Raw genomic sequence first — 19,490 nt, 5'->3', positions numbered from 1 at the left:
TTTTCAGGAGCCAAAGATGGACCCGCGCAGTGAAGTGTTACTCCGTCAGGCCGAATTGTTTCAGGGCTCCGTGCTCCTGGCCGGGCTGCCTGCAGACGATCTGCTCGGGAAATTGCCGAATGCCCATGGCTGGTGCTGGCATGCTGGCGATCAAGCGGTGCTGGACGCGCGTTTCGAAGGCCGCTGCCACTTTGGGGTCAATGTGCCAGAGCAGGCGTTTGAAACCGCTGTGCTGTTTGTGCCCAAAGCCCGCGACCTGACTGATTATGTATTGAACGCCCTCGCATCGCGCCTGGCTGGACGCGAGCTGTACCTGGTCGGCGAAAAACGCAGCGGCATCGAAGCAGCGGCCAAACAATTGAGCCCCTTCGGCAAACCCCGCAAAGTCGACAGCGCCCGGCACTGCCAGCTTTGGCTGGTGACTGTCGAGAACGCACCGCAAGCGGTGACCCTGGAAAGCATGGCCCAACGCTATGAAGTCGATCTGGAAGACGGCCCGCTCACAGTGGTCAGTCTGCCCGGCGTCTTCAGCCATGGTCGACTGGATCGCGGTTCGGCACTGCTCCTGCAGCATCTGGATAAACTGCCCAGTGGCGAGGTGCTCGACTTCGGGTGTGGCGCCGGGGTGTTGGGGGCTGCGGTCAAGCGTCGCTACCCGCATAACAATGTCACGCTACTGGATGTCGATGCCTTTGCCACCGCCAGCAGCCGCCTGACTCTGGCCGCCAATGGCCTGGAGGGTGAAGTGTTGACCGGTGACGGCATCGACGCTGCGCCCATGGGTTTGAGCACTATTTTGAGTAATCCTCCGTTCCACGTCGGGGTGCATACCGACTACCTGGCAACCGAGAACTTGCTGCGAAAAGCACGCCAGCATCTAAAAAATGGAGGCGAACTCCGCTTGGTCGCCAATGCCTTCCTTCGCTATCAGCCTCTGATCGAAGAGCATCTGGGCGTGTGTGCGGTGAAGGCACAAGGGCAAGGCTTTCGTGTCTATCGCGCCAAACGCGAAAAAAAATAAGCACTTGCCGAACGCTGTCGGTGTAGGCAGAATCCGCTCCGTCCTAGGGGAGTAGTCTCCCACGAGCGCCATGCTCGTCCGGCACGTATCAACATACTTGGTCAACAGACCATGGTGCGTGCGACCCAGATCCGCTCAGTCGGATCGGTGGTTTGACAAGACCTATGACACGAACACCTTACCCGGGGCGGGAAGGCTGTACGTGTCATAGCCGTGTCGACCCGCCCCTTAGGAAAAACCTGATGCTGGAATCCCTGCTCGTCCCCACCGCTGTTGTCGCCTTGGCCGAAATCGGTGACAAGACCCAACTCCTCGCCCTGATTCTCGCTGCGCGCTTTCGCAAGCCTTGGCCGATCATCGCCGGCATCATCGTCGCCACCCTGGCCAACCACGCCGCAGCAGGCGCCGTCGGGGCCTGGTTCGGGAGTTTCTTCTCGAACGCCACCCTGCACTGGATTCTGGCCGCCAGCTTCACCGCCACCGCGCTGTGGACCCTGGTACCCGACAAAATGGATGAAGACGAAGGCAGCACAGCGCGCAAGTTCGGGCCGTTCGTGACCACGCTGATCACGTTTTTCATCGCTGAAATCGGCGACAAGACCCAAATCGCCACCGTGATGCTCGCCGCCCAGTATTCCTACCTGTGGCTGGTGATTCTCGGCACCACACTGGGCATGCTGATCGCCAACGTCCCAGTGGTACTGGCAGGCAACTTCGCGGCTGAAAAGCTCCCCCTCACGTTGATCCGTCGCTTGGCAGCCTGCGCGTTTTTTGTCCTGGCCATCGTTGCGGTGTACAAGGCAATGCAGGTGAGTGGCTGGGTTTAAACGACATCTTCAAGATCAGAGGGGCAGGATCGTCACTGACGATCCTATCCACTCAGGGTTTTTTAGCCTGTTGATAAAGTGGCATTACCTTCGGGATGGCGCTTTGCAGTGATGCGATGCGGCTTTCCGAGGCGGGGTGAGTGCTCATGAATTCCGGCGGTGAACCTCCGGTGTTCTGGGTCATTTTCTGCCACAGGCTGATGGCGGCATTGGGGTTATAACCAGCGCGCGCCGCCAGCTCCAGCCCAATCAAATCCGCTTCATTTTCATTGCTGCGGCTATTAGGCAAGGTCAGGCTGTAATTCACCACCGTATCGGCCAATGCAAGACTGTCCTGACTCAATCCCAATAACGCGCCCGCGCCCTGCTTGGCCATCTCAATACCATAGGCCTTGGACATCGCTTCACGCCCATGCTCGCGCAAGGCGTGAGCAATTTCATGCCCCATGACCGCAGCGATTTCATCGTCAGTCAGCTGCAGCTTGTCGATCAACCCGGTGTAGAAAATGATTTTGCCACCGGGCCCGCAGTTGGCATTGAGCTCATCGCTTTTGATCAGATTGATTTCCCACTGCCACTGCGCCGAATCAGGGCGAAAAATCGGCGCCTGGGCAATCAGCCGATCAGCAATCGCTTTCACCCGTTTTGCGTCGGCACTGGTTTTATCCAGCACACCTTTGGTGCTGGCCTCGCCTACCGTCTGTTGATAAGACTGCGCATACATCTGATTGACCTCTTGGGTCGACAGCATGCTGAACATGTACTGCTTGCGCTCGACTCCCACCGCACCGCCGCTGGTGGTATTGACGGACTGGCAACCGCTGAGCAACAAGCTCGCGCTCAAGGCACACAGAGCAAATGACTGACGCATGGTGGATCTCCCTGGAAACATGGCCGGTATCCTAGGCAATGTCCCGCCGCGAAGCTAGATACAAGCCAGTTGCCACACTTGTAGATAGCGTCCGCAGATGATCGCAGGCTTGCCTGCGAAGCGTCTTCAGTTCAAAGCGGTGTCAGGCATTCCGGCGCGTTCAGTTTTGGATCGTTCACCAGGTTAGCCAGTGCTCGTTCACGCAGCGCCGTCTGGGGGCTGGCGAGCAATGCTTGCAGGGTAGACGTTGGTGTATCCGCAGCCAGCCAGGCTTCCTGCCCGGCCGCATCAAGGATCAGCGGGCGCCGCTGACTGGCTGCCGCCTGTGTGACGACGGCGACACTCAGGTACGTGTGGCCTTCTACCGGGTAAGCCTCCCAAATCGCAGCAAAAAACAGCGCAGAGCCCTCCCCCGGCGTCAGCCAGAACGGCCGCTTGCGCGTGGTGCCACGCCATTCGTAGAAACCATTGGCCGGCAACAGACAGCGGCGCAGCCGGAAAGCTTCGCGAAACATCGGTTGTTCGCCCAGGGTTTCGGCGCGGGCGTGAGCAGGCGTTCGGGAAAGGTCGGTCAACCATGGCGGTGTCAGCCCCCAACGTGCACGTGCCAGTTCGCGCTGAGTGTCCCCGCCGCGCAGCATCAGCACCGAGTCGCCCGGCGAGATGTTCCATTGCGCCTTTTGGTCAGCAGGAAAACCAGGCAAGGCCGCAAATGCGGGCGTCCAGCGAAACAGGGCATAACGTCCACACATAAGGGCAACACACTCTCTTTTTTGAAAAACCCTTTTTCAGACGCAGGCTTTAAAAGCCGGCGGTTGAAAGCAGGGCCAAACGCACGTCAACACTCCAGTACGTCAGGAAAATTGTCAGGTTCATCACCCGACAGCGGCAGTGCCGCATTGTACTCGGCGATCAACAGCCGTGCCTGTTCGGCCTGATCATTGTCCACCGACAGCCCTAACAGACCAAAAACCGGGAGCTCGCCCACGCCGCCAAGCAAGTCACGCCCCGTCAAATGCGCTTCGACGCCTTCACTGGCAAGCATGCCTTGCAGCAATTCGCCTTCCATCAAGTTTTCCGGCTCGTAGACTCTTTGCATCATTCATTCTCGCTGCGCACGTCCAGGGTCCATTCTTCGCCGTCCGTCTGCAAATCGAACACAATCGGTCGGCAACACACCGGGCAATCCTCGATATAGGACTGATCACCGCCAGATAAATCCAGCACGGCCTCAACCGACTCTCCACAGTAAGGGCAGTCATAACGCTCTATTTCCTGCATCGAAGTCTCCGGGGTGAGTTATGCGTATAATCGCCGTCTATTTGAAGCATGGCTTGTGGTCTGATCGCATTTTTCAGACCGGCCTGCCTTTACCCTAGCCGTTTCCAACAAGAGAGCATGATGGGCGAATTCGATGCCATCCGACCTTACAACGACGCCGAAGTCCCAGCCGTCATTGCACGCCTGCTCAGTGATAAGGCACTTCTTAAAACACTCACCCACTTTCGCTTCCCTCGCATGGCGGGCGCATTTGGCTGGATGCTGAAGCCTCTCATTGCGCATCGGCTACGTCGCGAGTTCGCCGAGGTCCATTCGGTGGCCTCGCTGCAGGACAAAGTCGAGGTTTACGTCGATCACACCATCGAGCGGGCTACCGACGGTGTGACCTACACAGGTGTCGAGCAGTTCAAGTCCGGCAGCGCCTATCTGTTCCTGGCCAACCACCGCGACATCGCAATGGACCCGGCCTTCGTCAACTATGCGGTGTATCACGCGGGCCTGCCAACGCCGCGCATCGCCATCGGTGACAACCTGCTGCAGAAGCCCTTCGTCAGCGACCTGATGCGCCTGAACAAGTGCTTCATCGTGCACCGTTCCATCACCGGGCGCAGGGAAAAGATGGCGGCGTACCTGCAACTGTCGGCCTATATCAATCATTCGATCCGCGATGACTGCCAATCGATCTGGATCGCCCAGGCTGAAGGTCGCGCCAAGGATGGCGACGATCGCACCGAATCGGCCATCCTCAAGATGTTCCACATGAGCCGCAAGGACGAGCCGTTCACCGAGGTGATCAAGTCGTTGAACCTGACGCCGGTGTCGATCAGCTACGAATATGACCCATGCGATCACGCCAAGGCCCGCGAACTGTATATCCGCGCCACTACCGGCAGCTACACCAAGGCGCCGGGCGAGGATGATGTCAGCATCGCGTTGGGCATCACGGGCTATAAAGGCCGGGTGCATGTGAACTTCGCCACACCGATCAGCGGGGTGTTCGAAGACACCAAGCAGTTGGCGATTGAAATGGACAAGCAGATCCTCGGCGGTTATCGCCTGTTTCCGGCACATTACCTAGCGTACGCGCAATGGGCGGATGCCGATCCGACGCTGGATGTACCCAGTGCCGCCAAGGTGTTTTCCGCTGACGAACTGGCCCGCGCCAAGGAAGAGTGGCAACGCCGTCTGGAGAGCTGCCCTGTCGAACACCGTCCGTATCTGGTGTTGCAATACGCAATGCCTGTGCGCAATCAGTATCGGGTCAAGGCCGGACGGGCGCTTTAAACTCCCGAATCATAAAAATGGCGCCTCTTCGGGCGCCATTTTTTTTGCCATTTTTCCAGGATACAGGGACGGATGACGATCCATCTGCCCGCTCATTTTGCCCCGGTCACCTAACCGTAACCTTAACCCGCCACTGTGTTGCACCTCGACACCTAAAGAGACCTTGTCATGCTGCATGCACAGAATCAGGATCGGCTATATCTGATTACCCAGAGCGACGAACAGGAAGCGCTGATCGATGCGCTGTCATTCAATGTGCAAGACCGCCACTGGCTGGTTTACTGCGCGCTGGGGGGCCATCAGCACCATGACCTGCCTGATCTGGATCAGCGGACGGGCTTGAGCTTTCTGGATTTCTATCACGAAGCCGCATGACCGGTTACAGAAGATGGGTGTCCGCCAGACAGACCAAAAAAAACCGATTTCTCATTAAAGAAATCGGTTTTTTTGTGCACGGCGTGAATGCGGCGAACAGACCGTATTACTCGCCCAGCACCCTGCCGATGGTTTGATCCTGAAACAGCCGTGTCAGCGCATCGCTGAGCACATCACCGACAAGCTTGGTATTGGTTTCCTGGTTCGGCGCCATGCCGAAACGCTGGTCCAGCGAAGCGGCATACCGACCACTGTAGCTACGGCCGTTGTTTTGCACGTCAGCACGGAACGTCGAGCTGATGGTCGCTTCGGTCACGTACAGACCTTCTTTGGGCGATTGGTACTTCAGATCCACCAAAGTCACCGTCAACTGCGGTGCGTTGCCGCCGTTGGACGTCGGGGTAAAGCCCAGCAAACGTACAGCGGCTTCGGTCTGAGCTTGCAGTTTAGGCAGCAAGTCAGAACCCTGGACGCTGATGGCGCTGGTTTCCGGGTAAAGACCACCACGGGTTCCCAAGGTTGGCGATGGGCGACCATCGACGACGCGAACCACGACCGGCTGACCATGACCCACCGCAGCGAGTTGGCTGGTGAGTTTGGGTTGCGGGCTAAGTTGTTGCGGGCTGTGGGCACAGCCGACCAGGGTCAAACTGCCAACAGCAAGCAAACCGAACAACAGGCGATGCAACATGCTCATCTCTCCAGGGGCCAGACACAATAGATAGCCGCAGTATAGCGGCGCCAACGGCCCGCTCACTAGTCGAAAATAGGACCCGGGATGACAGGGTACAGTTCCTTGTGACATACCTTCGCCACGAAAGTGTTACCGAGATGTCACGTCCTTTGGGCAATCTTTCCCTGCTCACTCGACAGGAGCCTCGCCAGCCTGCGTATCAGCCCGCACGCTGCACACTCCGGTAACCGCCATCTCCTTGCGAACCGACTGACGCGCTAATAAAAGTCAGTTAATAAGATCAATTCCGCACGTTTCATCGCTATAATCTTCCCCCGATTATAAGGACGTCTCCTGATCGGGCCTCGCAGCATCGCTAATACCCTGTATTAGCTCCCCCGCACCGCCCACAGAGAGCCGCCCACACAGGTCGTTTGCAAGCGCAGTGCTTGCTGGTCCGGTGTCGAATAGCTCGAATCGCTTCGAACCTTTCTCGCCGTCCAGCCTCTCACCCTTGCCTGCATCCGATCTGCCGGAACTGCCATTGCGTCAGTTCTTTTTTGAGGTTCACGTCTCCAAAAGAGCGTGAAAAAAACGGGTTTTCACTACTTCACAAGAGTGTGGCGAGCAAATGAATAGTTTTGCGTTTGTAGATGCACCATTAATGTCTGACCCAGCCCCCTTGAACAGGACTGACTGCTGCGCAGCCTCCATGACTGGAGTCTGAAGCCTGTCCGCTACGGATTTGGTTGCACAACCGGACGCCTTGACGATAGTCGAATTGCTAACCGAGCCTGAAAATGAGTTCATACGAATTCAAAGCCCGATTGGCGGTGTCCGCTGAAGATGCAAAAAATTGCGAAGAATCGGACATGGCGATCCTGGCCATGAGTTACCAGGGGCATTTTCGGATACACGCCCCGCAAACACTTGGCAGCTGACCTCAGGATCGTATGCCGTCAATTTGGTTCTGCAGATTTTGGAGACGCGTTAATGGCGCATAACGAAGCAGTCGATGTGGTATTGGTTGGGGCAGGCATCATGAGTGCCACCCTTGCAGTACTGCTTAAAGAGCTCGACCCCAGCCTTACGCTGGAAGTCGTTGAGCTGATGGATTCTGGTGCCGCGGAGAGTTCAAACCCGTGGAACAACGCCGGTACCGGCCACGCAGGGCTATGTGAGCTGAACTACACGCCGCAAGCGGCCGATGGCTCCGTCGACATCAAGAAAGCGGTGCACATCAACACCCAGTTCGAGGTATCGAAGGAATTCTGGTCCTACTTGGCCAAGAAAGGCACATTCGGCTCCTCGAAGTCCTTTATCACCCCGGTTCCGCATCTGAGCTACGTCCAGGGTGAAGCAGGCGTCGCGTTCCTGAAGCACCGCTTTGAAGCCATGCACAAGCATCATGCTTTCACTGCCATGGAATACACCGAAGACAAGGCCAAACTGGCCGAGTGGATGCCTTTGATGATGCCGGGGCGCCCTGCTGACGAGCGGATCGCCGCCACCCGCGTGATGCAAGGCACCGACGTCAACTTCGGCGCCTTGACCAATCAGTTGCTCAAGCACCTGTCCAGCACCCCGGACGCCCAGGTTAAATACTGCAAGCGCGTTACCGGTCTGAGCCGCAAGGGTCAGGGCTGGAGCGTAAGCATCAAGGACGTCAACACCGGCAATACCCGCGAAGTCGATGCCAAATTCGTGTTCCTTGGCGCAGGTGGCGCGGCGCTGCCGTTGCTGCAGATGTCAGGCATCGAAGAAAGCAAAGGTTTCGGTGGTTTCCCGGTCAGTGGTCAATGGCTGCGTTGCGACAACCCGGAAGTGGTCAAGCGCCACCAGGCCAAGGTCTACAGCCAGGCCGCCGTGGGTTCACCGCCGATGTCGGTGCCGCACCTCGACACCCGTGTCGTCGATGGCAAGACCTCTCTGCTGTTCGGGCCATACGCCGGCTTCACCACCAAGTTCCTCAAGCACGGCTCGTTCCTTGACCTGCCACTGTCGGTTCGCGCCGCCAACATCGGTCCGATGCTGGCCGTGGCGCGCGACAACATGGACCTGACCAAATACCTGGTCAGCGAAGTGATGCAGTCGATGGAGCAACGTCTTGCAGCGCTGCGTCGCTTCTACCCTGAAGCCAAGGCTGAAGACTGGCGCCTGGAAGTAGCTGGTCAGCGCGTGCAGATCATCAAGAAAGACCCGAAAAAAGGCGGCGTCCTGCAATTTGGTACCGAACTGGTTTCGGCCAAAGACGGTTCTCTGGCTGCCCTGCTCGGCGCCTCCCCAGGTGCCTCGGTAACTGTGTCGATCATGCTCGATTTGATCGAACGCTGCTTCGCGGACAAGGCTCGCAACGAATGGGCCGCCAAGCTCAACGAAATTTTCCCGGCTCGGGAAAAGGCTCTGGAAACCGACGCGCAGCTGTATCAGCGCATCAACGCCCAGACCAATGAAAGCCTGGAGTTGGTAGAGAAGAGCAGCGAGACCAAAAGCTTCGCTTAAGGTAACGCGCTGTCTCCACCGCCCATAAAAAAACGCCCTTCGGGGCGTTTTTTTATGGCCTGACGTGTCCGTCTCAGCCGCGAGCTTTTTCGATCAACTCGATGTATTCATCGGCATGACGCTGGTCTGCAATAAGCGCGATGAAATCCTTGCCGTGCTCATCTTTGCCATCGAGGTCGTAACCGGCTTCGAGGAAGAACACCAGGAAACGTTCGAAATCATTGATCCGCAGGCCTCGGTACGCCTTGATCAGCTTGTGCAGCGACGGTGAAGTTGCATCGACCGGTTCGAAGTCGAGGAACAATTTGATCTGCGCATCGCCGATCTCATCACCAATCAACTGCTTCTTATCTTTACGCATTGCTGACTCCAACTGACTTGCGGATATTTCACGGGCAGGCAGTTTACCTCTCGCCCACCGTAACGCTCAACGCGCGCGTACGGCCATGGTGTGCAGATCGGCCCATACATGCCCATTGGCGTAGCTCAAAAACTGGCAATACACCTTCTCGTTGCGCAACAGATCGAGCACTGCCCGGTACTCAGCCATTGGGTAATACAGAGTCAAGGTACGGGTATGGTCATCGAAGGCAGGCTTCTTCAGGCTTTTACTTTCACCGTCGAAGTGAATCAGCACCTCGGACACGGTGGCGCCTTTGTTCATTGGCTTGCCCTTCAAACGCAGTAACACTGGAAAGGTCACCGGTATCGGCTGCTGATTGGACTGGCGCTGACTGCCAATTACCACCGAGTATTCAGTGATTTGCAGCAATTGTTGCTGTTCCGGATTACCCTCGCGCACCGCCAGATCATCAGGCGGCAAATAGTACGCGTGCATGGGTGTGGAGATGCCAGGGCTCTGGCTCGGCGCGGCAGCCAGCGGCAGGCTGAGCGAAAGCATCAAGGCTGCTGCACTACGGATTACTAAGGTCATGTTGACTCCCCAAAAAGCTGGAGAGCACTCTAGCATGAGGCTCGGTGATACGGATCAAGGCGCACTGCCCGTACCGAGCCCATACTTGAATGGGGTCTGACTGAAACCATTAGTGGCTGTACGAATAAATATAATGAATCAACCGAGCGGACCGATGCGCTCACTGCTGGAGTTGCCATGTCTTTCTCATTGCCGCCCGTTTTTTCTGCCTGGCGCCAAACCTGGCGTGCCGGATACTCATGGATAGCCTTGCGCGGCGACCTCAGCGCCGGCCTGACGGTAGGGGTTATCGCCATTCCTCTGGCGATGGCCTTGGCCATTGCCGTGGGCGTCGCCCCCCAATATGGGCTGTATACCGTGCTGGTGGCCGCCCCGTTGATCGCCTTGACGGGCGGCTCGCGGTTCAACGTCAGCGGACCGACCGCAGCCTTCGTGGTGATTTTGCTGCCCATCACCCAGCAGTACGGACTCGGCGGCCTGTTGCTGTGCACAATGCTTGCCGGACTGATCCTGATCACGCTTGGCCTGATCCGCGCAGGTCGGCTGATTCAATACATCCCCTACCCAGTCACCCTAGGTTTTACCGCCGGGATCGGGATTGTGATCGCAACCTTGCAGCTCAAAGACTTACTCGGTCTGACCCTCAGCAGCCAGCCGCAGCACTATGTCGAGCAAGTAGGCGTGCTACTCCAGTCGCTGCCCAGCGCTCACTTAGGCGATGCGGTGGTAGGCGCGGTGTGCCTGGCAGTCCTGATCGTCTGGCCACGCTGGGTGCCGAAAGTCCCGGGGCACCTGGTTGCACTGGCGGTAGGCGCGCTGCTGGGATTGCTCATGGAGGCAGCGGGCTGGTCAGTCGCAACCCTTGGTGAACGCTTCAGCTATAGCGTCGATGGCATCAGTCATGCCGGCATTCCGCCGTTCCTGCCGACCTTCACCTGGCCGTGGAACCTGCCCGCCGCCGATGGGCAATCGCTGACCCTGTCCTATGATTTGATCCGCCAACTGATGGCCCCGGCGTTTGCCATCGCGATGCTTGGCGCGATGGAGTCACTGCTATGCGCGGTGGTCGCCGATGGTATGACAGGCAGTAAACACGACCCCAATGCCGAGCTGATCGGCCAAGGCCTGGGCAATCTGGTTGGCCCGTTGTTCGGCGGGATCACCGCCACGGCGGCCATCGCCCGCAGTGCGGCCAGCATCCGCGCCGGTGCGTTTTCACCCATAGCGGCGATCATTCACAGCGCCGTGGTGCTGGTCGCGATTGTCCTGTTGGCGCCGCTGTTCAGCTACCTGCCCATGGCGGCAATGGCCGCGTTGCTGGTGATGGTGGCCTGGAACATGGCCGAAGCCCGTCACGTCATCCATACCCTGCGCATAGCGCCACGTAGCGATGTATGGGTACTGCTGACCTGCTTGAGCCTGACGGTGCTGTTCGACATGGTGCTGGCGGTCGGGGTCGGGCTGCTCATGGCGGCTGGGCTGTTTATCAAGCGCATGAGCGATCTGACCGACACTGCGGAACTGCCGCGCAGCTACCACCAAGCGTTGCACGACATGCCCGACCAGGTGCAGAGCTACGCGATTCGCGGGCCGTTGTTCTTCGGCGCGGCGGAAAAAGCCCTCAGCGTGCTGCGTAAGTTCAGCTCGGGGGTCAAGGTCGTGGTAGTGGAAATGAGCGCGGTGCCCATGCTCGATATGACTGCACTGGCAGCGCTGGACAGCGTGTTGGTTGAATACCGCAGTGCAGGGGTCGGCCTGATCCTGGTCGGGACCACGCCGAGGGTGCGCTTGAAATTACGCCGGGCCGGCGTGCATCGGCTTGAAGGGCAACTGGCTTACGTGCGCGACCTGCAACAAGCGCGAGTAAAAGCGTTGCGCTGGCTGGGTCAGGATGACGTGCGATAGATCATGTGTGTGTGTGTGTGTATCAGACACGCTGCCGCTACTCGAACTGCGCACGCATCCAGGCGTGATACTCGGCCACCCCCGCCTCGCCTTCGCGCGGAGCCCACTGTGCAAGCTCGGCTTCGCTGACCGGACGATAGGGACCGGCTTTGCATTCAAACATCAGGGTGTCCGGCGCCAGCACGACCAAACCGTGAAAAACGCCCGGAGGCAAATCCACACCCACGCAATCGCCGCCCGCCTGCATCAGCCGTTTGCTCAGCAATTGGCCGTCCTCATCGAACACCAACAGGCCCAGCGCACCCTTGAGCACCAACAAACATTCAGCCTTGTCGGCACTCAGATGGCGATGTGGCGGAATGTAAGTACCTGGCTGCATCCCCACCGCCATGCGGTGACACGGCTCTTCCATCTGATGGAAATTGTGGTGCTGCCGGCCACGCGGACTCGCCGCCGCTTTCTCGGCGAGATCGGCAAACAGCGACTGGTCGAGAAAACGCGGAGCGCTCATCATTACATTCCTTTAACCGCATAGATGCCAGCCGCGTTACGCCAGTAACCTTTGTAATCCATGCCGTAACCGAAGATGTAGCGGTCGATGCACGGCAGACCGACGAAATCGGCTTTCAGGTCAGCGCGCGCCTTGCGGTCGTGATCCTTGTCGATCAACACGGCGGTATGCACAGCGCGCGCACCGGCGTGCTTGCAGAAATCCACGATCGCGCCGAGGGTATGACCTTCGTCGAGGATGTCATCAATGATCAACACATCGCGGTCCATGAACGAGACTTCCGGCTTGGCTTTCCAGAAAAGGTCGCCGCCGGTGGTTTCGTTGCGATAGCGGGTGGCATGCAGGTAAGACGCTTCCAGCGGGAAGTTCAGATGGGTCAACAGCTTGCCAGAAAAAATCAGGCCGCCGTTCATCACGCAGAACACCACGGGATTGCTGTCGGCCAGCTGGGCATTGATCTGCGCACCGACACGAGCGATGGCGACTTCGACTTCAGCTTCTGTGTAAAGGCAGTCAGCCTCGCGCATGATTTGACGGATATGCTCGAGATCAGCAGACATAGCGCTCTCCAAGGGGTGCGGTGGAATAAAAGCGGGCAAAGGTACGCATCCGTTTCGGTCAGAGCAAGCACTTCTGGACTAACGTTCCGGATGTCTTAGGACAGTCACCGTTGAATAGATTAATCTAGGCCGTTTTTTTTGCCCCACGCCGGAGCCTTTCCTTATGCCTATCCGTGAGATCCGCCATCCGCTGATCCGCCACAAACTCGGCCTTATGCGCCGGGCTGACATTAGCACGAAGAACTTCCGCGAGCTTGCTCAGGAAGTCGGTGCGCTACTCACCTACGAGGCGACCAAAGACCTGCCGCTGGAAAACTACGAAATCCAGGGGTGGGCCGGCACTGTGCAGGTCGAGAAAATCGCTGGCAAAAAAATCACGGTGGTACCGATCCTGCGCGCCGGCATCGGCATGCTCGACGGGGTACTCAGCCTGATTCCGGGCGCCAAGGTCAGCGCCGTGGGCCTGGCCCGCAACGAAGAGACTCTGCAAGCGCATACCTATCTGGAAAAGCTGGTCCCGGAAATCAACGAGCGTCTGGCGATGATCATCGACCCGATGCTGGCCACCGGCAGCTCCATGATCGCCGCCATCGACCTGCTGAAAAAAGCGGGCTGCAAGGAAATCCGCGCCATGGTCCTGGTTGCCGCACCAGAGGGCATCGCTGCCGTGGATAAAGCGCACCCTGACGTGATGATCTACACCGCGTCCATCGATCAATGCCTGAACGAACACGGCTACATCATTCCGGGCCTGGGCGATGCCGGCGACAAGATATTCGGTACCAAGCAGAAGGACGCCTGATGAAGCCGGATGAGTTCAACGATCCGCTCTGGCGTACGGTTCTGTCGGGGGCACAAATGCTGTTTGTGGCCTTCGGTGCATTGGTCTTGATGCCACTGATCACCGGGCTCGATCCTAACGTGGCATTGTTCACCGCCGGGCTTGGCACACTGCTGTTCCAGATCGTCACCCGACGTCAGGTGCCCGTATTCCTGGCATCGAGCTTCGCCTTTATCACCCCGATCATTCTCGCCAAGGGTCAGTTCGGCCTGGCGGCGACCATGGGCGGCGTGATGGCGGCGGGCTTCGTTTACACCTTCCTGGGCCTGGCAGTGAAGGTCAAAGGCACCGGTTTTATCGACCGCCTGTTGCCGCCGGTGGTGATCGGTCCGGTGATCATCTCGATTGGTCTGGCCATGGCGCCGATTGCCGCGAACATGGCCATGGGCAAAGGCGGTGACGGCGCGGAACTGATCCCTTATCGCACCGCGATGTTGATCTCGATGCCAGCCCTGCTGACCACCGTGATCGTCGCGGTGTTCGGCAAAGGGATTTTCCGTCTGGTGCCGATTATTTCCGGGGTCCTGGTCGGCTTTGCTCTGGCGTTCTACTTCGGTGTGGTCGATACCGCGAAAATTGCCGCAGCCCCTTGGTTGGCACTTCCCCATTTCACCGCACCGGAATTCAACTGGCAGGCGATTCTGTTCATCGTTCCGGTCGCACTGGCACCGGCCATCGAGCATATCGGCGGAGTGATTGCGGTCGGCAGCGTGACCGGGCGCGACTACCTGAAAACGCCAGGCCTGCATCGCACCCTGCTCGGTGATGGTATTGCGACCACGGCGGCCGGCCTGTTTGGCGGACCTCCGAACACCACCTACGCCGAAGTCACGGGCGCGGTGATGCTGACCAAGAACTACAACCCGAAGATCATGACTTGGGCGGCGATATTCGCCATCAGCCTGGCCTTCATCGGCAAGTTCGGTGCGTTGCTACAAAGCATCCCGATTCCGGTGATGGGCGGGATTCTCTGCCTGCTGTTCGGCTCAATCGCGGCGGTGGGGATGAACACCCTGATCCGGCACAAAGTCGACCTGGCCGAAGCGCGAAATCTGGTGATTGTCTCGGTGACGCTGGTGTTTGGTATCGGCGGGGTATTGATTGGTACAGGCTCTGGCCCCGACGACTTCGGCCTCAAGGGCATTGCCCTGTGTGCCGTGGTCGCGATTGCGCTGAACCTGTTGCTGCCAGGCAATGACAGCTGGAAGCACAAGAAGAAGCTGGAGGAGATGCTTTAGTTTTTCGCTTCGTTCCCACAAGGGCTGTGCCAGGCACAGCCCTTGTTCCTGCACACGGGATCGAGCCTGAAGTTTTCACATCCTCCGCAAAAATCTTGCCCCTCACACCCCCATCAAAGCATCAATGGCGCCCGCTCACACAGCGTATTCAGCGCCGAGGCCCAGTCAGGATCATCATTGAGGCAAGGGATCAGGACCAAGTCGTCACCACCGGCTTCGCGAAATTGCTCGCGACCACGGTCACCGATTTCTTCCAGCGTCTCAATGCAGTCAGCGACAAACGCCGGGCACATCACCAGAATCTTCTTGACCCCCTGCTGAGCCAAGGCTTCAAGTCGTGCCTCGGTATACGGTTCGATCCACTTGGCCCGGCCCAGCCGTGACTGAAACGACACCGACCATTTGCCTTCGGGCAAGCCCAAACGCTCAGCGAACAGTGCAGCCGTGCGCAGGCACTGAGCGCGATAGCATGTGGCAAGCACTTCTGCAGACGCCGTCTGGCAGCAATCAGAGCCCTTGAAACAATGATTGCCCGTCGGATCAAGCTTGTGCAGATGCCGCTCTGGCAGGCCGTGGAAGCTCAACAAAAGATGGTCATGTTCCTGCTGCAAATGCGGCCGGACATGTTCCGCCAGCGCCTCAATATATTCGGGTTGGTCGTAAAAAGGTTGCAGCACCGAAAACTGTAGCTTCAGGTGTTTCGCCCGCACGACCCGCTTTGCCTCTTCGATCACCGTGGTCACGGTGCTGTCGGCAAACTGCGGATACAGCGGCGCCAGCGTCACCTTATGAATACCCTGGGCCGCCAGGCGCGTGAGCGTCGTCTCGATTGACGGCTCGCCATACCGCATCGCCAGCTCGACCGTGCCTTGGGTCCACTCCTTGACCATGGCTTTTTGCAAACGCTGGCTCAGCACCACCAGCGGCGAACCTTCATCCCACCAGATCGAGGCGTAGGCATGCGCCGACTGCTCGGGGCGCTTGACCAGGATCAGTGACACCAGCAAGCGCCGAATAGGCCAAGCCAGGTCAATAACATAGGGGTCCATCAAAAATTGATTCAGGTAGCTGCGGACATCCGCCACCTTGGTCGACGCCGGTGAACCCAGATTGACCAGCAACAGCGCGTGATCGGTCATGCAACATCCTATTTCAGTGGCGACCCAGCAAATTATCCAGGGCCGCGTGCAGATCAGTGAATTGGAAAGTGAAACCTGCCGCTTGCAATCGCAAGGGGTGCACGCGCTGACCACCCAGCAACATCTCGGACATTTCGCCCATCAGCACGCGTAACACAGGGGCCGGCAATGGCATGAACGCTGGGCGGTGCAGCACGCCAGCCAGCGTCTTGGCGAATTCGCGATTACGTACCGGGTGCGGCGCGCAGGCATTATAAGGACCTCGTGCGTCAGGCTGATTCAACAGAAAGTCAATTAGCGCAACTTGATCGCGCAAATGAATCCACGACATCCATTGCCGACCATTACCGATGGGCCCGCCCAGACCGAGTTTGAACGGCAGCAACAGGCGCTGCAAAAAACCACCGGGATTGGCCAACACCAACCCCGTGCGCACAATCACCACACGGATGCCCAGCTCTTCCGCACGTTGCGCGGTCTCTTCCCAGCTTTCGCACAACTGGCTGGCAAAATCCCGGATGACTGGCTGCGCGTCTTCGTCCAGCTCACGCTCGCCACCATCGCCATACCAGCCCACCGCCGAGCCAGAAATCAACACCTGCGGTTTTTGTTCGCGCCTCTCCAGCCAGGCGAGCAGTTGTTCTGTGAGGCCGATGCGACTGCTCAACAGCAGTAACTTGCGCTTGCGGGTCCAGGGCCTGTCGGCAATCGGCTCGCCTGCCAGATTGATCACCGCATCAACCGGTTCGGCACCCACCTCGTCAAGACGCGCAATGCCGCGGACCGAATCGCCGCAGAGTTTACCGACCTCTTCAGGCCTTCGACTCCAGACAGTGAGCTGATGACCTTGAGCCCGCCAGTGCTTGCAGAGTTGACGTCCTATCAAACCAGTACCGCCGGTCAGCAATATGTGCATGACATCTCCCTCGCGTGGCGTTCGTCGCAAATCGTTAGTCTATTAATGACACCCCGGCGCTTTTACTCGGCGCCGTTGACCTAACAATAGGCTACCCCTGAAAGCGGTGAGGCTGCATGACCCGTTCGGGTAGTTGAAAAAACCCATCAGGGCGCCAGACTCAAGCTGTCGAGCCGTACGATCAGCCCAAGGCAGCAAGTTATACCAAAAAACAATATTGTACAGGTTTTAACTACGGCGTAGTCTGTACAGACAAGGTAAACGAGGCCCCTATGACTGTACCCATCGCAATCATCGGCACCGGCATCGCCGGACTCTCTGCCGCCCAAGCCCTGCACGCCGCCGGGCATCCGGTTCATCTTTTCGATAAAAGCCACGGCAGTGGCGGCCGAATGTCGAGCAAGCGCAGCGATGCGGGGTCTCTGGACTTGGGCGCGCAGTATTTCACTGCTCGCGACCGCCGCTTCCTCGACGCGGTTCAGCAATGGCAAACCAAAGGCCATGTCGCTGAATGGAAGCCATTGCTCTACAACTACCACGCAGGCAAGCTCAGCCCGTCGCCGGATGAACAAGTGCGCTGGGTCGGCACCCCGCGCATGAGTGCGATTACCCGAGCCATGCGCGGCGATATGCCGGTCACCTTCTCTTGCCGGATCACTGAAGTCTTTCGCGGCGAAGAACACTGGAATCTGCAGGACGCCGACGGCATTACCTACGGCCCCTTCAGCCATGTGGTCATCGCCACGCCCGCACCGCAAGCGACAACCTTGCTGGCGGCCGCGCCGAAACTTGCTGGCGTCGCGGCCGGTGTGCAAATGGAGCCGACCTGGGCCGTGGCACTGGCGTTCGCCCCCCCCCTGCAAACCCCGATGGAGGGCTGTTTCGTGCAGGACAGCGCGCTTGACTGGCTGGCCCGCAACCGCAGTAAACCGGGACGTGACAGCGCACTCGACACCTGGGTGTTACATGCCACCAGCGCCTGGAGCAAGCAGCACCTAGACATGCCGAAGGAAGCCGTGATCGAACAATTACACGGAGCCTTCGCTGAGCTGGTCGACTGCGCCATGCCCGCCCCCGCGTTCACCCTGGCACACCGCTGGTTGTACGCACGCCCGGCAACGGCCCACGAATGGGGCGCATTGTCCGACTCGGATCTGGGTTTGTATGTGTGTGGCGACTGGTGCCTGTCGGGCCGCGTCGAAGGTGCATGGCTCAGCGGTCAAGAAGCCGCGCGCCGGCTGATCGAGCATCTGGAATGAACCGTCTCAATCCGCGTAAATTGCTGCTGTCCAAGTGGACAGCAGCCCATCCTCAACACCGTGAAAAGCATTTTCTGGTCACCGAACTGTTCTGCGACGAAGAAGGCAACGTGCTGGATATCGAATTGCAAGCCGTGCTCACCCAGCGCAGTGAGCGCTTTCCCTGGCAAACCCTGCAAAACACTGAAGCCTGGTGCCTCGGCTGGAAGTAGCTCCGCGCCAAACACCTCTCCTCACCCTCGCCTGACCTCGTCACGGAAGCCCTCTTCCTGCCAATTCGTGACAACTCCTGTACAAATAATTTGACTTGTACAACCACGAACCTATGATGGACTTAAGTTGTACAGAAAACAGTATCTGTACAAGTCCAGCTCAGAGGTTCGTTATGACCAGCACCCCCGCCATCCACAAACCGAAGCTCGGTGTCAGCGCCTGCCTGATGGGCGTCGAAGTGCGTTTTAACGGCGGCCACAAAGAATCGCACCTATGCACCCGAAGCCTGACTGAGTATTTCGACTTCGTACCGGCCTGCCCGGAAGTGGCCATCGGCATGGGCATTCCCCGCGAAGCCATTCGCCTGATCGGTGACCCCGCTAATCCGCAGGCGGTCGGCAGCGTGCACAGCGAATTGAACGTGACCCAGGCGCTGGCAGATTACGGCACGCACATGGCGACCGAAATGGACGACATCTGCGGCTACATTTTTATGCAAAAGTCCCCCTCATGCGGCCTGGAGCGGGTCAAGGTCTACCAGGACAACGGCGTACCGGCAACAGACGGTGGTCGCGGGATTTATGCCCAGGCTTTTTGCGCTCGGCACCCGAATCTGCCGGTGGAAGAAGACGGTCGCCTCAATGACCCAGTGCTGCGAGAAAACTTCATCACCCGCGTATTTGCCTACGCCGACTGGCAAGCCTTGCTGCGTAACGGGCTGACCCGTCGCGGGCTGACCGAATTCCACTCACGCTACAAATACCAACTGATGGCCAACCACCCGGCGCAGTACAGAGTGCTTGGGAAGATGCTCGGTTCCATGGCCAAAGCCGATCCGAATGAAGTCGGCCCGCGCTACTTCAGCGAGTTGATGAGCGCGCTGAAAAAATGCGCCACCCGTGGCACCCACACCAATGTCCTGCAGCACCTCAACGGTTATTTCAAAAAAACCATGAGCGCTGGGGACAGCCAGGAAATGCAGCGCCTGATTGCTCAATATCGCCGAGGCGTCGTGCCGTTGGTGGTGCCCTTGACCTTGCTCAAGCACCACTTGCGCCAAAACCCCGACCCGTACGTGGCCCAGCAGATTTACCTGCAACCGCACCCGGAAAATCTCAGCCTGCGAAATGCGATCTAACC

The 19,490-nt window shown here is 58.4% G+C and carries 23 protein-coding genes and 1 riboswitch; of the genes, 12 read left to right on the top strand and 11 right to left on the bottom strand.

Annotation, left to right across the window (positions count from 1 at the left end; translation table 11 throughout):
- Positions 1–16 precede the first annotated feature (16 nt).
- Positions 17–1,021, top strand: coding sequence for a class I SAM-dependent methyltransferase (locus tag ACVBEG_RS03910; protein WP_219063517.1), 1,005 nt, complete (start codon positions 17–19; stop codon positions 1,019–1,021).
- A 33-nt stretch (positions 1,022–1,054) separates the two neighbouring features.
- Positions 1,055–1,192: riboswitch (yybP-ykoY riboswitch) on the top strand.
- A gap of 71 nt (positions 1,193–1,263) precedes the next feature.
- On the top strand, positions 1,264–1,848 hold the full coding sequence (locus ACVBEG_RS03905; RefSeq protein WP_322177942.1) for a TMEM165/GDT1 family protein: 585 nt from the start codon (positions 1,264–1,266) through the stop codon (positions 1,846–1,848).
- A gap of 52 nt (positions 1,849–1,900) precedes the next feature.
- Here the strand turns inward: ACVBEG_RS03905 and ACVBEG_RS03900 are convergent, their stop codons facing one another.
- The 4 genes from ACVBEG_RS03900 to ACVBEG_RS03885 all read right to left on the bottom strand — a co-directional run bounded on the left by ACVBEG_RS03900 (position 1,901) and on the right by ACVBEG_RS03885 (position 4,000).
- Complete coding sequence (locus tag ACVBEG_RS03900; protein ID WP_322177941.1) at positions 1,901–2,719, bottom strand: M48 family metallopeptidase; 819 nt, start codon at positions 2,717–2,719, stop codon at positions 1,901–1,903.
- A 131-nt stretch (positions 2,720–2,850) separates the two neighbouring features.
- Positions 2,851–3,471, bottom strand: a complete 621-nt coding sequence (locus tag ACVBEG_RS03895) for an SOS response-associated peptidase (protein WP_322177940.1) — start codon at positions 3,469–3,471, stop codon at positions 2,851–2,853.
- Positions 3,472–3,557: 86 nt separating this feature from the next.
- Entirely contained in the window at positions 3,558–3,818 is a 261-nt protein-coding gene (locus ACVBEG_RS03890) for a putative signal transducing protein (protein WP_219063552.1), read from the bottom strand.
- Positions 3,818–4,000 (bottom strand): CPXCG motif-containing cysteine-rich protein, encoded by a 183-nt coding sequence (locus tag ACVBEG_RS03885; protein WP_219063513.1) that lies wholly within the window; start codon positions 3,998–4,000, stop codon positions 3,818–3,820. The genes ACVBEG_RS03890 and ACVBEG_RS03885 overlap by 1 nt, the downstream gene beginning before the upstream one ends.
- A gap of 120 nt (positions 4,001–4,120) precedes the next feature.
- On the opposite strand from ACVBEG_RS03885, the gene ACVBEG_RS03880 reads away from it, so the two are divergent.
- Both ACVBEG_RS03880 and ACVBEG_RS03875 read left to right on the top strand, forming a co-directional pair.
- Positions 4,121–5,284, top strand: coding sequence for a 1-acyl-sn-glycerol-3-phosphate acyltransferase (locus ACVBEG_RS03880; protein WP_322177939.1), 1,164 nt, complete (start codon positions 4,121–4,123; stop codon positions 5,282–5,284).
- A gap of 168 nt (positions 5,285–5,452) precedes the next feature.
- Positions 5,453–5,659 (top strand): hypothetical protein, encoded by a 207-nt coding sequence (locus tag ACVBEG_RS03875; protein WP_322177938.1) that lies wholly within the window; start codon positions 5,453–5,455, stop codon positions 5,657–5,659.
- Positions 5,660–5,765: 106 nt separating this feature from the next.
- Here the strand turns inward: ACVBEG_RS03875 and ACVBEG_RS03870 are convergent, their stop codons facing one another.
- Positions 5,766–6,350 (bottom strand): YajG family lipoprotein, encoded by a 585-nt coding sequence (locus ACVBEG_RS03870; protein WP_322177937.1) that lies wholly within the window; start codon positions 6,348–6,350, stop codon positions 5,766–5,768.
- A 782-nt stretch (positions 6,351–7,132) separates the two neighbouring features.
- Between ACVBEG_RS03870 and ACVBEG_RS03865 the strand changes: the two genes are divergently transcribed.
- Positions 7,133–7,273, top strand: a complete 141-nt coding sequence (locus tag ACVBEG_RS03865) for a hypothetical protein (protein WP_322177936.1) — start codon at positions 7,133–7,135, stop codon at positions 7,271–7,273.
- Positions 7,274–7,325: 52 nt separating this feature from the next.
- Entirely contained in the window at positions 7,326–8,834 is a 1,509-nt protein-coding gene (gene mqo / locus ACVBEG_RS03860) for a malate dehydrogenase (quinone) (protein ID WP_322177935.1), read from the top strand.
- A 73-nt stretch (positions 8,835–8,907) separates the two neighbouring features.
- Here the strand turns inward: mqo and ACVBEG_RS03855 are convergent, their stop codons facing one another.
- Both ACVBEG_RS03855 and ACVBEG_RS03850 read right to left on the bottom strand, forming a co-directional pair.
- On the bottom strand, positions 8,908–9,195 hold the full coding sequence (locus tag ACVBEG_RS03855) for a PA4642 family protein (RefSeq protein WP_219063507.1): 288 nt from the start codon (positions 9,193–9,195) through the stop codon (positions 8,908–8,910).
- Between the two features lie 66 nt (positions 9,196–9,261).
- Positions 9,262–9,768 (bottom strand): hypothetical protein, encoded by a 507-nt coding sequence (locus ACVBEG_RS03850; RefSeq protein WP_322177933.1) that lies wholly within the window; start codon positions 9,766–9,768, stop codon positions 9,262–9,264.
- Positions 9,769–9,945: 177 nt separating this feature from the next.
- Between ACVBEG_RS03850 and dauA the strand changes: the two genes are divergently transcribed.
- Positions 9,946–11,673 (top strand): C4-dicarboxylic acid transporter DauA, encoded by a 1,728-nt coding sequence (gene dauA / locus ACVBEG_RS03845; RefSeq protein ID WP_322177932.1) that lies wholly within the window; start codon positions 9,946–9,948, stop codon positions 11,671–11,673.
- A gap of 37 nt (positions 11,674–11,710) precedes the next feature.
- Here dauA and ACVBEG_RS03840 read toward each other — a convergent pair whose 3' ends face one another.
- Both ACVBEG_RS03840 and ACVBEG_RS03835 read right to left on the bottom strand, forming a co-directional pair.
- Entirely contained in the window at positions 11,711–12,184 is a 474-nt protein-coding gene (locus ACVBEG_RS03840) for a WbuC family cupin fold metalloprotein (RefSeq protein WP_322177931.1), read from the bottom strand.
- 2 nt (positions 12,185–12,186) lie between these two features.
- Positions 12,187–12,744, bottom strand: a complete 558-nt coding sequence (locus ACVBEG_RS03835) for a hypoxanthine-guanine phosphoribosyltransferase (RefSeq protein ID WP_219063503.1) — start codon at positions 12,742–12,744, stop codon at positions 12,187–12,189.
- A 163-nt stretch (positions 12,745–12,907) separates the two neighbouring features.
- On the opposite strand from ACVBEG_RS03835, the gene upp reads away from it, so the two are divergent.
- Entirely contained in the window at positions 12,908–13,546 is a 639-nt protein-coding gene (gene upp, locus ACVBEG_RS03830) for a uracil phosphoribosyltransferase (RefSeq protein ID WP_219063502.1), read from the top strand.
- A complete protein-coding gene (locus ACVBEG_RS03825; RefSeq protein WP_322177930.1) occupies positions 13,546–14,823 on the top strand; it encodes a uracil-xanthine permease family protein in 1,278 nt (425 codons plus the stop codon). The genes upp and ACVBEG_RS03825 overlap by 1 nt, the downstream gene beginning before the upstream one ends.
- Before the next feature lie 113 nt (positions 14,824–14,936).
- Here ACVBEG_RS03825 and hemH read toward each other — a convergent pair whose 3' ends face one another.
- Both hemH and ACVBEG_RS03815 read right to left on the bottom strand, forming a co-directional pair.
- Positions 14,937–15,962: a ferrochelatase gene (hemH, locus tag ACVBEG_RS03820; RefSeq protein ID WP_322177929.1), complete on the bottom strand. Its 1,026-nt coding sequence runs from the start codon at positions 15,960–15,962 to the stop codon at positions 14,937–14,939.
- Between the two features lie 13 nt (positions 15,963–15,975).
- On the bottom strand, positions 15,976–16,878 hold the full coding sequence (locus tag ACVBEG_RS03815; protein ID WP_322177928.1) for a TIGR01777 family oxidoreductase: 903 nt from the start codon (positions 16,876–16,878) through the stop codon (positions 15,976–15,978).
- 272 nt (positions 16,879–17,150) lie between these two features.
- Between ACVBEG_RS03815 and ACVBEG_RS03810 the strand changes: the two genes are divergently transcribed.
- From ACVBEG_RS03810 to ACVBEG_RS03800, 3 genes are all read left to right on the top strand, one after another.
- Positions 17,151–18,137 carry an NAD(P)/FAD-dependent oxidoreductase gene (locus ACVBEG_RS03810; RefSeq protein ID WP_323565616.1) on the top strand — a complete coding sequence of 329 codons (987 nt, stop codon included), beginning with the start codon at positions 17,151–17,153 and terminating at the stop codon, positions 18,135–18,137.
- The gene (locus tag ACVBEG_RS03805; protein ID WP_322177927.1) at positions 18,134–18,349 is read left to right on the top strand and encodes a TIGR02450 family Trp-rich protein; all 216 of its coding nucleotides are present in this window, start codon (positions 18,134–18,136) and stop codon (positions 18,347–18,349) included. Before ACVBEG_RS03810 ends, ACVBEG_RS03805 begins: the two co-directional genes overlap by 4 nt.
- A gap of 173 nt (positions 18,350–18,522) precedes the next feature.
- Positions 18,523–19,488 carry a YbgA family protein gene (locus tag ACVBEG_RS03800; RefSeq protein WP_322177926.1) on the top strand — a complete coding sequence of 322 codons (966 nt, stop codon included), beginning with the start codon at positions 18,523–18,525 and terminating at the stop codon, positions 19,486–19,488.
- Positions 19,489–19,490: the final 2 nt, after the last annotated feature.

It is taken from the genome of Pseudomonas sp. GG8 (genome assembly GCF_052976945.1).
This window is presented reverse-complemented; position numbering and strand designations above follow the sequence as displayed.